The following is a 12,581-nucleotide window of genomic DNA, read 5'->3' on the forward strand; positions in this document are numbered from 1 at the left end:
TCACGCATATTCGACCCGCGCGGAGGCGCCGAGCCACTGTCGTTCGGCGCCAACCGGAACCTGCTCGTCGACGCCGGCCCGGTGGACCCGTTGTCGCAGACCTCGGCGTTGAGTTCCTGTTACGTGGGCGTCGAACCCCTGACCTGATCCGCCGGGTCTAGACCTGCGGGCCTTCTGCGCGCAGATCGTCGACGTTGCGCATCGCCTCACGCAGCTTTCCCAGCCATTCGTCGGCGTGTTCACCGACCAACCGGACCGACCACGCCAGCGCGTCGGAGCGGGACCGGGCCACGCCCGCGTCCACCAGCGTGTCGAGCACCTGGCGTTCCGGTTGCCGGAGCCGGGTCATGACCGGTACCGCCATGTGGGTGAACAGGATTCGCTCGGGAGCGGCGTCGGTCGCTGCGATCTCGACGCCCCAGGCCACCTTGCGGCCGTACCGCGCCTCGGCTTCGTCGGCGATGTGCATCCGTTCCGCGCGCGTCTGCTCACGGAACCGCGCGGCGCGACCCGACGCGCGAGCCTCGCTCTCCGAACTGCCGGCGCCTTCTGGCAGTCGGCCGATCACGGTGATCTCTTCGCGGTCGACGATGACCTCCGGGTCACCGGCGAACCAGTCTTCGGGCAGCCGGCCGGCGATCCAGTCGGTGGCATCGGTGGCATCGGGTTGATCGGCCTGCTGCCAGCCGCCGGAGCGGCCCGGCCTGCGGCTGTGGGGATGGTGTCTCATGATTACATGCTTACACCGTTACACCGCTGGGGGCAGCAGTTCGCCACCGGCGAAACCGGTCAACGAGCCGACGTCAGCGACGCTTCATCAGCACCGCTGCGCCGCCGCCGAGCACCGCCGCGATCAGCAGCAGCGCCGCCCAGCCGGCACCGAAAAGCCACCACACGACACCGAGCCCCACCAGCACCGGCGACAGCGCGAACAACACCATGCCGGGATGTTGCCTGATCACCGCGAGGGCGCCCTGTGCCCGCTGCCGGTCGATTTCCTTTGCCATCACCCAAGAATGCCAGCTGCCGGGTTCTCGCGGCATAGGGTGGGGATCCGGTCGTACGTTAAGGAGGCAGCGGTGACAGGACCTGGACAAGGCAGTTGGCAGCCCGATCCGGAGGGCCGCTACGAATACCGGTGGTTCGACGGGCAGCAGTGGACCGACCAGGTCTCCCAGCAAGGTCAGGTGATCCGCGCGCCGCTCGGTGGCGGCGGACCGGGTCCGCAACCCGCATCACAGGAGAGCAGCCATGGCCAGCACGCAGCCCAGCCGCAGGGCCGGCATCAGGTGCAGGCGCAACCCCACCCGACCGGAGGCGCTGACGGATTCGCCGGCATCAGCGGGGACCTGGTCGACGGACGGTTCAGCGAAAAAGAAGACAAGGCGGTCGCCAACCAGAACTCGAGGCTGCTGAGGGTCCGCCTGGGCGAGCCGTTCATGGCCCGGCAGGGGTCCATGGTCGCCTACCAAGGCAATGTGGACTTCGCCTTCGAAGGCGGCGGGGCGTCGAAGTTCATCAAGAAGGCCCTCACCGGTGAAGGGCTGCCGTTGATGCGCTGCTCCGGCCAGGGGGACGTCTTCCTCGCCGAGTTCGCCTATGACGTGCACCTGCTCAACCTCACCAACTCGGGCCTGTCCATCAGCGGCGGCAACGTGCTGGCGTTTTCGTCGAGCCTCGACTGGAACATCGAGCGGGTCAAGGGTGCGAGCATCGCGACCGGGGGCTTGTTCAACACGACGCTGCGCGGCACGGGATGGGTGGCACTCACCACGCACGGCCCACCCGTGGTGCTCGATGCGGCCGAGGCTCCCACGTTCGCCGATACCAATGCGGTGGTGGCCTGGTCGGCGAACCTGCAGACACAGCTGAAGACGAGCTTCAAGGCCGGCGCCCTGATCGGCCGCGGCTCGGGTGAAGCGGTGCAGGTGTCGTTCTACGGCAACGGCTTCGTGATCGTGCAACCGTCCGAAGGAGTACCGACGCCGGTGCAGTGATCATCACAGCTCCAGCAGCACGGTGACCGGGCCGTCGTTGACGAGGTCGACCCGCATGTGTGCGCCGAACACGCCGGTCTGCACGCGGGCGCCGAGGCCGGTCAGCGCCTCGGCTAACGCATCGACCAGCGGTTCGGCGACTGTACCGGGTGCCGCGGCGTTCCACGTCGGGCGTCGCCCCTTGGCGGTGTTGCCGTACAGCGTGAACTGGCTGACCACCAGGATCGGTGCGCCGGCGACACTCGCGGATTTCTCGTCGTCCAGAACCCGCATTTGCCAGAGCTTTTCGGCCAGCTTCCGGGCGGTGCCGACGTCATCGGTGTGGGTGACCCCCACCAGCGCGAGCAGGCCCTGGCCGTCGGGCCGGATCTCGGCGACCGTTTCGGCCGCCGAGCCGGCACCGACCGTCACGCGCGCGGAGGTGACCAGCTGGACGAGAATCCTCATGCCGGCGATGCTGCCATGCGCTACATGGAGTCCAGGATCTGCCTCATCGTGTCGATTTCGCGCACCTGGGCTTCGATGATCTCGGTTGCCAGCGCAACGGCGGGCGCGAACTGGCCGGCGTCGATCTCGGTCTGCGCCATCGTCACCGCACCTTCGTGATGCTGGATCATCCCGGTGAGGAACTGCCTGCTGGCATCTGCGCCCTGGGCCTGCCGCAGCTCTTCGAGTTGCTGGTCGGTCATCATCCCCATCGCCTCGTGCACGGACCCGTGCATGGGCTGGTCGCCGGGCATGTCGTGGCCCTCGTGTCCGGACGGTGCCGGAGCTGCGCCCCACTGCGCGAGCCAGCCCGTCATCGTCTCGATCTCGGGTCCCTGCGCGGCCTTGATCTGGTTGGCGAGCTCGATGACGCGCGGATCGATGCCCTGCTTGGCCGAGATGATGTCGCTCATCACGATGGCCTGCTCGTGATGGGGAATCATGTCGCGGGCGAACGCCACATCCGCGTCGTTGTGCGCGTCACTGTGCGCACCGTCGTGTCCTTCGGCCGCTTGTGAGGTCGACGCCTGCGGTGGCGTCGCGGTGTCCTGCCCGGCCTCGGTGCTGTCACTGCTGCATCCCGCCATCAGCAGCACCAGGGTGGCACCCACGGCACCCACTCCAACCTGCACACTGTGTTTCCGCATCCGTTCCTGCTCCCTTCCAAACCTCTTGAATACCCTAGGGGGGTATGGTACACAGGTGTCAAGCACGTCATCTCCGGAGAGGAACCCCATGCGATCCACCACCTTCACCGTCGCGGGAATGACCTGCGCAGGGTGCGCCTCCTCGGTGCGCGCCGAACTGAGCGCCGTTCCCGGCGTCGTCGACGTCGACATCGACCTCTCCAAAGGTACGGTGACGATCGACAGCACCGAGCCGGTGGACAGCTCGGCCGTCCGCGCCGCCGTGGAAGAGGCCGGCTACCAGCTGGCCGGATGACAGGCGCCGCCGTGAACGTAGTCACCAGGATCGCAGTGTTCGCCGCCGCGCTCGTCGCGGTGTTCGCGGTCTCCGCCTGGGTGGGCGGCACCTTCGGCCCCGAGCCCGACGGCCCGGTGCCGCACTCCCCGTCGACGAGCGAGCACCTGCCCGCGCACGGCGAGGCCGGTCGATGACGTCGGTCGACCTGTCCATCAGCGGGATGACGTGCGCATCCTGCGCGATGCGCGTCGAGAAGAAACTCAACAAACTCGACAACGTGGTCGCCACCGTCAACTTCGCGACCGAGAAGGCCCGCGTGCAGTTCGGTGATGACGTCACCCCGGAAGAACTCGTGGCCGCTGTGGAGTCGGCCGGCTACCAGGCCCGGTTGCCCGAGCCGACCCCGACGGCAGACGGTCCTGTCGACGACCCGACCGCGGCGCTCCGTCGGCGCCTGCTGATCTGCGTGATGCTGTCGGTCCCGGTGATCGCGATGGCGATGGCACCGGCATTGCAGTTCACGTACTGGCAGTGGCTGTCGCTGACCTTGGCGGCCCCCGTCGTGGTGTGGGGTGCATGGCCGTTCCATCAGGCGGCGTGGACGAACCTTCGGCACGGGACCGCGACCATGGACACGCTGATCTCGATCGGCACGCTGGCCGCCCTCGGCTGGTCGGTCTACGCGCTGTTCTGGGGTACCGCCGGGACGCCGGGCATGACTCATGCCTTCGAGCTGACCATCGCCCGCACCGACGGCACCGCCAACATCTATCTCGAAGCCGCCGCCGGGGTGACGACGTTCATCGTCGCCGGACGCTATTTCGAAGCACGCGCCAAGCGGCGAGCGGGCGCAGCCCTGCGGGCGCTGATGGAGATGGGCGCCAAGGAGGTGTCGGTCCTCAAGGACGGCGTAGAGCAGCGCATACCGGTCGACCTGCTGGGTGTCGCGGACGAGTTCGTGGTTCGGCCCGGGGAGAAGATCGCCGCCGACGGCGTGGTCATCGACGGCAGTTCGGCCGTCGATGCGTCGATGCTGACCGGCGAATCGGTGCCCGAGGAGGTGCAACCCGGCGACCAGGTGGTGGGTGCGACGGTCAATGTCGACGGCCGGCTGGTGGTGCGCGCCGAACGCGTGGGCTCCGACAGCCAACTGGCCCAGATGGCACGGCTGGTCGAGGACGCGCAGAACGGCAAGGCCCAGGCGCAGCGGCTGGCCGACCGGATCTCGGCGGTCTTCGTACCGATCGTGATCATGTTGTCGGTGGCGACGCTTGGCTTCTGGGTCGGGGCGGGCGCTTCGGCCGCTGCCGCGTTCACGGCGGCGGTCGCGGTGCTGATCATCGCGTGCCCCTGCGCACTCGGGCTGGCCACGCCCACCGCGCTCATGGTCGGGACAGGGCGCGGGGCGCAGTTGGGCATCCTGATCAAGGGGCCCGAGGTCCTGGAGTCCACCCGACAGGTCGACACGGTGATCCTCGACAAGACCGGCACCGTCACGACCGGCACGATGACGCTGTTCGACGTGTTCGCCGTCGGCGACGAGCAACCCGACGAGGTGCTGAGAATCGCCGGCGCCGTGGAGAGTCCGTCCGAACATCCCATCGCCCGGGCGATCTCCGCCGGCGCCAGGGACAAGCTCGGCGAACTGCCGGGGGTCGAGGCGTTCACCAACCTGAGGGGCCTGGGCGTCGAGGGCACCGTCGACGGCCACCCCGTGCTGCTGGGCCGGATGAAGCTACTGGCCGACCGTTCTTTCGACGTACCCGAGGATCTGGCTCTTGCCGCTCACCAGGCGGAGTTGGAAGGCCGGACAGCCGTCGGCGTGGCGTGGGACGGGCGCGCCCGCGGGCTGCTGATGGTGGCTGACGCAGTGAAACCGACTTCCGCCGAAGCGATTTCCCTGCTGAAACGCCTCGGGCTCACCCCGATCATGGTGACCGGTGACAACGAAGCGGTCGCCCGCACGGTGGCGGCGCAGGTGGGCATCGACGCGGTGATCGCCGGCGTACTGCCACAGGACAAAGCCGACACCGTCAAGCGCCTTCAGAGCGACGGCAAGGTCGTGGCCATGGTGGGTGATGGCGTCAACGACGCAGCCGCACTGGCGCAGGCCGACCTGGGGCTGGCCATGGGCAGCGGAACCGACGTGGCCATCGAGGCGAGCGATCTGACGATCGTCGGTGACGACCTCCGGGCGGTGCCTGACGCGATCCGGTTGTCCCGCAGGACGTTGAGCACGATCAAGGGCAACCTCTTCTGGGCGTTCGGGTACAACGTCGCCGCGCTACCGCTTGCCGCGGCCGGACTCCTCAACCCGATGATCGCCGGTGCCGCAATGGCGTTCAGCTCGGTGTTCGTGGTCAGCAACAGTTTGCGGCTGCGCGGGTTCACCCCCTCGCGCTGATCACCCCCTCATCAGGATAACAGTGACACCGATGTTGACAGTTGGTCCCACATTCTGAAGACTGAGATCCCCGAGCGCGGAGGTTCCGAATTCCGCTGAGAGATCCCGTTCCTGCCCGCACATCGAGCACCGAGGTGACCAATGCCCCCCACGCAGGAGCCCGGCGGCGGCACCGCAGCGGTCTCGCTGCGCGAGCGGCAGCGAAACGCACTGCGCGCCGACATCCAGCACGCTGCGCTGCGGATGTTCGCCGCGCATGGTTTCGACAACGTCACCACCGAGGCGATCGCCGAAGAGGTGGGCATTTCACCCAGCACCTTCTTCCGGCACGTTCCGAGCAAGGAGCACCTTCTTCTCGGGGCCACCCAGCGTGGACGGGCCGAGATCGTGGCCAACTTCCATGCGCGTCCGCAGGACGAGGACGTCGTGGATTCCCTGGCCGCGGCGATCCTGGCCCGCACCTCTCAGTTCGTGGACGACGACGAGACACTGGAACTGTGGCGCCAGGCGATGGCGTCGGCGCCGGCAGAGCTGCGGCGAGCGTCCCTGCTGAACCGCGAGGACTACGACGAGTTGATCGGGGCGGTGGCACGCCGCTGGGACGACACCGTTCCCGCGGCAGACATGCGGGCCGGGGTACTCGTGCGCGCGGCCGTCGCAGCGGTCGAGTACGCCTACGAATGGTGGTTGGCCCACGGCCAGAGTGAATCCCTGCACGCTCTCACCGAGCAGGCACTGCAACTGGTGACCCGCGGGTTGGCCGGACCGATCCCGCCGACACGTCGCCGCCGGCGATGACGCTCCCCTGGTGCGGGGATCGCTTGTCGTTCACGCACCGCCGGCGGTAGGGCGCAGTCGTGGTACCGGCACCTCCATGGCCGGCCGTTCGCAACCACCGTCGACGTGAAGCAGTTTGCCGGTGACCCACGCCGACGCCGGAGAGCTCAGATAGAGTGCGGCGCAGGCGATGTCCTTGGGGGTTCCCGGACGGCCCATGGGGGTGTTGGCTTCGAACTGGGCCCGTAGTTCGGCGTTGGTGAGCACCAGGTCGAGACCCTGGGTGGCAACGCCGCCGACGATGATCCCGTTCACCCGAACGACGGGGGCGAATTCGGCTGCGAGGTCGCGGGTCATCTGGTTGAGTGCGGCTTTTCCCGCGCCGTATGCCGCGAACGACGGCATCACCATGTCGGAGGCCCGCGACGAGATGTTGACGATCGCACCGCTGCCCGCGGTGTCGACCATCGCCTGTGCGTGCCGGGCAAGCGATTCCACCAGAAGGTGACCAGGCGGTCACCGTCGACCATGGTCCACTCCTCCGGGAAGCTCCACCCCTGGAATCCCGCCATCGCGTGGTCGAGAAACCGGGTGATCTCGTCACGCCCCTGCACCCGGCCCCAGGCCGGGTCGATGAAGACCGCGTCTTCGGTGAACCATCGTCCGATGGTCGACCAGGGTGCATCCCCCGCCACACATCGTTCGCGCTGCGCGACGTATCGCCGGTAGGACTCCAGCGACTCCGACTCACGTGCGCTGAGCTCTGCCATCGTGTGCCCCTCGGTTCGTCTGCCGATGTGACGTTGTGCCGCCAGAAAGTATCACTATGACAGTCGCTATCAAGGTGAATGCCGAAGTCATCAATCCGGTGACCGTCAGACGGATGTCACTCCGCCCGTCGCGCCCTGAAGGCCTTGACGTCGGGCTTGATCCCTTTGAGGTGTTTCGCACCAGCAAACGACCACGTGAAGCGGTCGTCGTCGCCGATCGCCTCGCGTGTCGCCTCGGCCACGAGCACCGAACCGGGCCGCGCCGCGCCGGTCACCCGGGCCGCCAGGTTGACCGGGCTGCCGAACCAGTCCCCCTCCCGGCTGACGGCCATGCCGGTCGCGACGCCGGCCCTCAGCCGGGGGAACCCGTCGTCGCTCTCGGTGGCATCGACCAACTGCAGGACCGCGTCCAGCAGCGGCGCCGGGTCCGGGCTGACGAGCATCACCTCGTCACCGATGGTCTTGATGAATCGCACCGGCCCGACCGCCACGTCGCGGGTCAACAGGGCCAGCCGCTGCGAAAGCCGCTCGAGATCTTCGGGCTGTAGCGCTTCGCCCAGGCTTGTGAAGCCGACGAGGTCCGCGAACCCGATCGTCACCAGCCGCGCGCCGGGCAGGTGCTGGCCTTCGGCCCGCTCGGTCGCGTTGACGGCTTCGGTCTCGATCGCGTGGCGCAACTGCAGCAACAGCACCTCTTCGATCATCGGGCCCAGCAGGGGTGCCACGTTGCCTACCAGTACCTCGGAGGCTTGCGCGATCTCCAATTCGGTTGCGCCGGGCTGTATCACGGCAGCCAGCGCGGCATGGCGCATCGCCTCCGCGGCCCGTGACAGGCCGTCACCGAGCAGCCGGGTGATCTGCAGCAGCTCGTCGGGCTTAATGCCCGCGTCGAGGAACTCCCGGGTGAACTTGGCGGACTCCGCGTCGGCGCGCAGGAACACCGCAGCGTCCGGATCCTCGACCCGCGGCAGACCCATCGCACGTTGCATCCGCTGGAACAGATCAACATCGACCCCCGCCTTGGCGGCGGCCTCCCGCGCAGAGACGTACTGACCGTCGTCACCGATGACTCGCCGCGACGCCAGCATCATGGGTGCCGAGGTACCACGGATCTGCTCGAGGCTCACCCCACGCTCGATCAGCCAGGGGATCAGCTCGGCGCGCTCTGCCCGCGCCTTCCCTTCGAGCCCATCGAGCAGTCCGGATGCCTCGAGATCGACTTCGTCACGCACCTGCCCAAGGTATACGGCGCCCACCGGTGCGATAGACATGAACAATGACGTCGCCGACGCTCGAGAGCTTCCCGCCGCTCGTCGGCGCAGGTGCACGCATCCTGATCCTCGGCAACATGCCCGGCGTCGCGTCGCTGCAGGCGCAGCAGTACTACGCGCATCCACGCAACGCGTTCTGGCGGATCACCGGTGAGGGGCTCTACGGTTTCGACCCCGCAGCGCCGTACGGCGAGCGTGTGGTGGCCCTGACTCCCGCCGGAGTGGCCGTGTGGGACGTGCTGCGAAACTGCCGACGGGTGGGCAGCCTGGATGCCGCGGTCGAACGGGACAGCATGGTCGCCAACGACGTCGGCGCATTCTTCGCGGCGCACCCGACGATCACGCAGGTGTGCTTCAACGGCGCGGCCGCAGAGCGAAACTACCTGCGTCTCGTTGGCGTCAGCCCGCAGCTGCGCCATGCGCGCCTGCCCTCCACCAGCCCGGCGCACACGATGCCGTTCGAGGCCAAGCTCGCCGCCTGGAGGCATGCCGTCACGGCCTAGGACACCGCGGGGCGGCGCTGCGCCCAAGGCCTCGCCTGCTCGATCTGCGCGCCCAGCGACAACAGCGTCGCATCGTCACAGGGCCTGCCCACCAACTGGATCGAGGTCGGGATGCCCGAAGTGCCCTGCCCCCAAGGCACCACCGCAGCGGGTTGGCCCGTCACATTGAACATCGCCTGGAACGGCACCCGGGCCGACACCAGCGCCAGGGTGGCGATCGCGCCCCGCCGTTGATAGGCCCCGATGCGTGACGGCCCCGCCGCCGTACCCGGCGTGACCACCACGTCGACGTCGTCGAAGATCGACATGATGCGTTCGGCGAGAACAGCTTCGGCGGCCCGCATGGTCTGCAGCCTGCGGTCGGAGACCAGGGCGCCCAACCGTGCGAAGGCGCGGGCCCGCGGGTCCAGCCGTTCGGGCCTCGGCAGCGTACGGACGTCGTCGTGCACCCCGCGGAAGTACCTCGGCAGCGCCTGGGCGTACACCGCAGCGGGTGGATAGTCCGGCTCGCGCACCACGACCTGGTGACCGAGGTCGCGGAGCAACGCCGCGGCCTCGACGACGGCGGCCCGCTGCTGCGGACCGACCCTGGCGAGCAGGGGCGGCGGGACCTTGGTGCTCACCGCTATTCGCAGTCGACCGGGCGCGCTTCGGGCAGCACCGAGGAAACCGCCGTCGGGCACCGGCAGCATCGTCGTCGCGTCCAGGAACAGCGCCGCGTCCTCGACGGTCCGTGCCATCGGGCCGTTGACGCTGAGCCCGTTCCAGGCGTCCTCGTGCGGCGCCAACGGCACCCGGCCCCGCTGGGGCTTGATCCCGAACAGTCCACACCACGTGGAAGGGATTCTGATGGAACCCATCCCGTCGGACCCCAGTGCCATCGCGGCGAGCCCTGCCGCCACCGCGGCACCACTGCCGCCGCTGCTGCCTCCCGGCGTGAAAGCGGTGTTGTACGGATTGCGCGTCGCGCCGAAGGTCACCGTCTCGGTGAACGGCCAGATCACATCTCCGGCACGGCGGTCTTGCCGAGGATCACCGTGCCCGCGGTGCGAAGCCGGCGGACCACCTCGGCGTCGTCGGTGCGCGCCGGGCCGTGCGCGGCACTGCCGTAGGTGGTCACCTCGCCGGCCACATCCACGTCGTCCTTGATCGCGATGGGCACACCGAGCAGCGGCGAGCGCTCCCCCGCATCGAGCCGGTCCTGCGCTCGGGCCGCCTGCAGCCGGGCACTGTCAGCCATCACCACGCGGTAGCAGCGCAGCACCGGGTCCAGTGCGACGATGCGGTCGAGGTATCGCTCGACCAGCGCAGGCGCGGTGATCGCTCCGTCGGCCAACAGACGCGCCTGCACCGCCGCACCGGAGAACACGACGTCGTCGGGGTCCACGTCGGCCGTCCCGTCGGCCATCATGTCGGCCATTGTGCGCCGGAACGGTGTGGACCGTGGCGATTCCCTGCGTCTAGCGTGGCGGGATGCCCTGCGTGTTCTGCGCCATCGTCGCCGGAGAAGCCCCCGCCGTCCGCGTCCACGAGGACGACGACTGTCTCGCCATCCTCGACATTCGTCCGTTCACCCGCGGCCACACGCTGGTCTTCCCCAAGCGCCACACCGTCGACCTCACCGACACCCCTCCGGGCACCGTGGCGGGCATGGCGGCCATCGGACAGCGCATCGCCAACGCGGCACGCGCGTCGGGCCTGCACGCCGACGGCAACAACATCGTCATCAACGACGGCAGGGCCGCGTTCCAGTCGGTGTTCCACATCCACCTGCACGTGGTGCCGCGCCGGGCCGGCGACAAGTTCTCGTTCGCCAAGGGCATGCTTGTGCGACGCGACCCCGACCGCGAGGAATCCGGGCGGCTGTTACGTGAGGCGCTGGCGCGGATCGACGTAGATGAGAAGGATTGACGAGATGAGCATCGCACGCTGGTTGGAGAAGAACGTCGGATGGCGACTGCTGATGACGCACGACGCACTCTACAAAGGCACCAACGGCCGGATCGGGCATCGCATCCCACTTCCCGGTGTCCCGCCCAGCCTGTTGTTGCACACCGTCGGCGCCAAGACCGGCAAGCAGCGCACCAACACCCTGTCCTACTTCGCCGACCGCGGTGACTACCTGGTCGTCGCCTCCAAGGGCGGTGACCCCAAGGCGCCCGGCTGGTATCACAACCTCAAGGCCGACCCCGACGTCGAGATCAACCTCGGCCCGAAGCGGCTGGCCGTCACGGCGACACCGGTGCTGCCCGACGATCCCGACTACGCCCGGATGTGGTCGCTGGCCAACAAGCAGAACTCCGATCGCTACAACGGCTACCAGAAGCGGACGTCGCGGCCCATTCCGATCGTGCGGCTCACGCCGAAGCCCTAGAAGAGGTCCTTGGCGAGCAGCTCCAGCGTGGTCTCGCGCGCGGGCGCCGTCGCCGGGTCCGTGCCGCGAAACGCCGAGGCGACCGGGTGGATCATCACCTCGTCGACGTCGAACCGGTCGGCCAGAGCACGCAGCTGATCGGCCGCCTCCGCCGGCGAACCCACCACCGCCTGCCGCAACCCCGCCTCGACAACGGCCTGGGCGTGGGCGCTAACCCGTTGCTGTTCGGCGTCCTCGACGAGGTCGAGCGGCACCATCGGTTGCCCCGTCCGCAGCCGGCCCATCATCTGCAGGTTCGGCTGGATCAACCGCATCGCCTCGTCCCGGGTGTCGGCCACGGCGGCGTTGACCGTCAGGAATGTGACCGGCTCCGAAGCGAGATCACTGGGGCGGAATTCGGCGCGGTAGGTCCGCAACGCCTCGTCGGTGCCCTGACCGGAGAAGTGGTGGGCGAACACGTAGGGCAGGCCCTTCGCGGCAGCCAGACGCGCCGAGTACATCGACGATCCGAGCAGCCACAGCGTGGGCACGGTGGCCGCTGCCGGGGTGGCCTTGAGGATGTAGGTCTCACGCATCAGGTCGCGGGGCAACGACACCTGGACACCGTGCGCGCTCATCAGGGCGACCACGTCGTCGAGGTACTCGGGGAACGCCTCGATGTCCCGATCGTCGCGTCCCGCCGGACCGCGCAGCGCCATCGACGTCACCGGGTCCGAGCCGGGAGCGCGGCCGATGCCCAGGTCGATGCGTCCCGGGTGTGCCGCTTCCAGCAGCGCGAACTGCTCTGCGACGGCCAGCGGCGCGTGATTGGGCAGCATCACGCCTCCCGACCCGAGCCGCAGCGCCGAGGTGTGAGCGGCCAGATGGGCGATCAGCACCGGGGGGCTGGTGGCGGCGACCGACGGCATGTTGTGGTGCTCGGCGAGCCAGTAGCGGGTGTAGCCGAGCCGGTCGGCGACCTGTGCGAGACGGGTTGTCGCGGCCAGCGCATTCGACGTGCTCTGGTCCGAGCGCACGGGAACGAGGTCGAGTACGGAAAGACGCATTATGAGTGCAACGCCCGCAGGCCACGTTC

At 68.5% G+C, this 12,581-nt stretch carries 16 protein-coding genes and 1 pseudogene; 8 read left to right on the plus strand and 9 right to left on the minus strand.

The features are described from left to right. Positions 1–157: 157 nt before the first annotated feature. Together abmR and WA944_RS00635 are read right to left on the minus strand one after the other, a co-directional pair. Positions 158–730, minus strand: coding sequence for an ATP-binding transcription factor AbmR (gene abmR, locus WA944_RS00630; RefSeq protein WP_526368511.1), 573 nt, complete (start codon positions 728–730; stop codon positions 158–160). 73 nt (positions 731–803) lie between these two features. Beyond that, a complete protein-coding gene (locus tag WA944_RS00635) occupies positions 804–1,007 on the minus strand; it encodes a hypothetical protein (protein WP_526368513.1) in 204 nt (67 codons plus the stop codon). A gap of 72 nt (positions 1,008–1,079) precedes the next feature. Between WA944_RS00635 and WA944_RS00640 the strand changes: the two genes are divergently transcribed. After that, a complete protein-coding gene (locus WA944_RS00640) occupies positions 1,080–1,997 on the plus strand; it encodes an AIM24 family protein (RefSeq protein WP_526368515.1) in 918 nt (305 codons plus the stop codon). Positions 1,998–2,000: 3 nt separating this feature from the next. Here the strand turns inward: WA944_RS00640 and dtd are convergent, their stop codons facing one another. Both dtd and WA944_RS00650 read right to left on the minus strand, forming a co-directional pair. Beyond that, positions 2,001–2,444, minus strand: a complete 444-nt coding sequence (gene dtd, locus WA944_RS00645; protein ID WP_526368516.1) for a D-aminoacyl-tRNA deacylase — start codon at positions 2,442–2,444, stop codon at positions 2,001–2,003. Positions 2,445–2,464: 20 nt separating this feature from the next. Next, positions 2,465–3,130, minus strand: a complete 666-nt coding sequence (locus tag WA944_RS00650) for a DUF305 domain-containing protein (RefSeq protein WP_526368518.1) — start codon at positions 3,128–3,130, stop codon at positions 2,465–2,467. Positions 3,131–3,218: 88 nt separating this feature from the next. Between WA944_RS00650 and WA944_RS00655 the strand changes: the two genes are divergently transcribed. The 4 genes from WA944_RS00655 to WA944_RS00670 all read left to right on the plus strand — a co-directional run bounded on the left by WA944_RS00655 (position 3,219) and on the right by WA944_RS00670 (position 6,609). After that, positions 3,219–3,425 (plus strand): heavy-metal-associated domain-containing protein, encoded by a 207-nt coding sequence (locus tag WA944_RS00655; protein WP_526609396.1) that lies wholly within the window; start codon positions 3,219–3,221, stop codon positions 3,423–3,425. Continuing rightward, on the plus strand, positions 3,422–3,601 hold the full coding sequence (locus tag WA944_RS00660) for a hypothetical protein (protein WP_526368522.1): 180 nt from the start codon (positions 3,422–3,424) through the stop codon (positions 3,599–3,601). The genes WA944_RS00655 and WA944_RS00660 overlap by 4 nt, the downstream gene beginning before the upstream one ends. After that, entirely contained in the window at positions 3,598–5,811 is a 2,214-nt protein-coding gene (locus WA944_RS00665) for a heavy metal translocating P-type ATPase (protein WP_526609393.1), read from the plus strand. The genes WA944_RS00660 and WA944_RS00665 overlap by 4 nt, the downstream gene beginning before the upstream one ends. 141 nt (positions 5,812–5,952) lie before the next feature. Further along, positions 5,953–6,609, plus strand: coding sequence for a TetR family transcriptional regulator (locus tag WA944_RS00670; RefSeq protein WP_526368526.1), 657 nt, complete (start codon positions 5,953–5,955; stop codon positions 6,607–6,609). 30 nt (positions 6,610–6,639) lie between these two features. On the opposite strand, the gene WA944_RS00675 is transcribed toward WA944_RS00670, so the two are convergent. The 3 genes from WA944_RS00675 to WA944_RS00685 all read right to left on the minus strand — a co-directional run bounded on the left by WA944_RS00675 (position 6,640) and on the right by WA944_RS00685 (position 8,629). Next, on the minus strand, positions 6,640–7,056 hold the full coding sequence (locus tag WA944_RS00675) for an SDR family NAD(P)-dependent oxidoreductase (RefSeq protein ID WP_526609391.1): 417 nt from the start codon (positions 7,054–7,056) through the stop codon (positions 6,640–6,642). Then, the gene (locus WA944_RS00680; protein ID WP_526609389.1) at positions 6,993–7,358 is read right to left on the minus strand and encodes a nuclear transport factor 2 family protein; all 366 of its coding nucleotides are present in this window, start codon (positions 7,356–7,358) and stop codon (positions 6,993–6,995) included. Before WA944_RS00680 ends, WA944_RS00675 begins: the two co-directional genes overlap by 64 nt. Positions 7,359–7,474: 116 nt before the next feature. Next, positions 7,475–8,629, minus strand: coding sequence for an adenylate/guanylate cyclase domain-containing protein (locus tag WA944_RS00685; RefSeq protein ID WP_526646091.1), 1,155 nt, complete (start codon positions 8,627–8,629; stop codon positions 7,475–7,477). Between the two features lie 5 nt (positions 8,630–8,634). Between WA944_RS00685 and WA944_RS00690 the strand changes: the two genes are divergently transcribed. Next, positions 8,635–9,132 (plus strand): DNA-deoxyinosine glycosylase, encoded by a 498-nt coding sequence (locus tag WA944_RS00690; protein WP_526372366.1) that lies wholly within the window; start codon positions 8,635–8,637, stop codon positions 9,130–9,132. Here WA944_RS00690 and WA944_RS00695 read toward each other — a convergent pair. Continuing rightward, positions 9,129–10,519 (minus strand): annotated as a pseudogene (locus WA944_RS00695) (amidase). The gene WA944_RS00690 and the pseudogene WA944_RS00695 sit on opposite strands and share 4 nt — an antisense overlap. Positions 10,520–10,605: 86 nt before the next feature. Between WA944_RS00695 and WA944_RS00700 the strand changes: the two are divergent. Continuing rightward, the gene (locus WA944_RS00700; RefSeq protein ID WP_526372365.1) at positions 10,606–11,043 is read left to right on the plus strand and encodes an HIT family protein; all 438 of its coding nucleotides are present in this window, start codon (positions 10,606–10,608) and stop codon (positions 11,041–11,043) included. Positions 11,044–11,047: 4 nt separating this feature from the next. Next, the gene (locus WA944_RS00705) at positions 11,048–11,506 is read left to right on the plus strand and encodes a nitroreductase family deazaflavin-dependent oxidoreductase (RefSeq protein ID WP_526372364.1); all 459 of its coding nucleotides are present in this window, start codon (positions 11,048–11,050) and stop codon (positions 11,504–11,506) included. Here WA944_RS00705 and WA944_RS00710 read toward each other — a convergent pair. Then, entirely contained in the window at positions 11,503–12,552 is a 1,050-nt protein-coding gene (locus tag WA944_RS00710; RefSeq protein WP_526372363.1) for an LLM class flavin-dependent oxidoreductase, read from the minus strand. The genes WA944_RS00705 and WA944_RS00710 overlap by 4 nt on opposite strands. Positions 12,553–12,581 lie beyond the last annotated feature (29 nt).

Source organism: Mycobacterium sp. (assembly GCF_049683355.1).
Taxonomy (GTDB): Bacteria; Actinomycetota; Actinomycetes; order Mycobacteriales; family Mycobacteriaceae; genus Mycobacterium.

Bases quoted from the DNA above. Each gene is read 5' to 3' on its own strand.
- WA944_RS00655 (WP_526609396.1), top strand. From the start codon at position 3,219: ATGCGATCCACCACCTTCACCGTCGCGGGAATGACCTGCGCAGGGTGC.
- abmR (WP_526368511.1), bottom strand. From the start codon at position 730: ATGAGACACCATCCCCACAGCCGCAGGCCGGGCCGCTCCGGCGGCTGG.
- WA944_RS00705 (WP_526372364.1), top strand. From the start codon at position 11,048: ATGAGCATCGCACGCTGGTTGGAGAAGAACGTCGGATGGCGACTGCTG.
- WA944_RS00690 (WP_526372366.1), top strand. From the start codon at position 8,635: ATGACGTCGCCGACGCTCGAGAGCTTCCCGCCGCTCGTCGGCGCAGGT.
- WA944_RS00680 (WP_526609389.1), bottom strand. From the start codon at position 7,358: ATGGCAGAGCTCAGCGCACGTGAGTCGGAGTCGCTGGAGTCCTACCGG.
- dtd (WP_526368516.1), bottom strand. From the start codon at position 2,444: ATGAGGATTCTCGTCCAGCTGGTCACCTCCGCGCGCGTGACGGTCGGT.
- WA944_RS00700 (WP_526372365.1), top strand. From the start codon at position 10,606: ATGCCCTGCGTGTTCTGCGCCATCGTCGCCGGAGAAGCCCCCGCCGTC.
- WA944_RS00710 (WP_526372363.1), bottom strand. From the start codon at position 12,552: ATGCGTCTTTCCGTACTCGACCTCGTTCCCGTGCGCTCGGACCAGAGC.
- WA944_RS00670 (WP_526368526.1), top strand. From the start codon at position 5,953: ATGCCCCCCACGCAGGAGCCCGGCGGCGGCACCGCAGCGGTCTCGCTG.
- WA944_RS00665 (WP_526609393.1), top strand. From the start codon at position 3,598: ATGACGTCGGTCGACCTGTCCATCAGCGGGATGACGTGCGCATCCTGC.
- WA944_RS00685 (WP_526646091.1), bottom strand. From the start codon at position 8,629: ATGTCTATCGCACCGGTGGGCGCCGTATACCTTGGGCAGGTGCGTGAC.
- WA944_RS00650 (WP_526368518.1), bottom strand. From the start codon at position 3,130: ATGCGGAAACACAGTGTGCAGGTTGGAGTGGGTGCCGTGGGTGCCACC.
- WA944_RS00635 (WP_526368513.1), bottom strand. From the start codon at position 1,007: ATGGCAAAGGAAATCGACCGGCAGCGGGCACAGGGCGCCCTCGCGGTG.
- WA944_RS00660 (WP_526368522.1), top strand. From the start codon at position 3,422: ATGACAGGCGCCGCCGTGAACGTAGTCACCAGGATCGCAGTGTTCGCC.
- WA944_RS00675 (WP_526609391.1), bottom strand. From the start codon at position 7,056: ATGGTCGACACCGCGGGCAGCGGTGCGATCGTCAACATCTCGTCGCGG.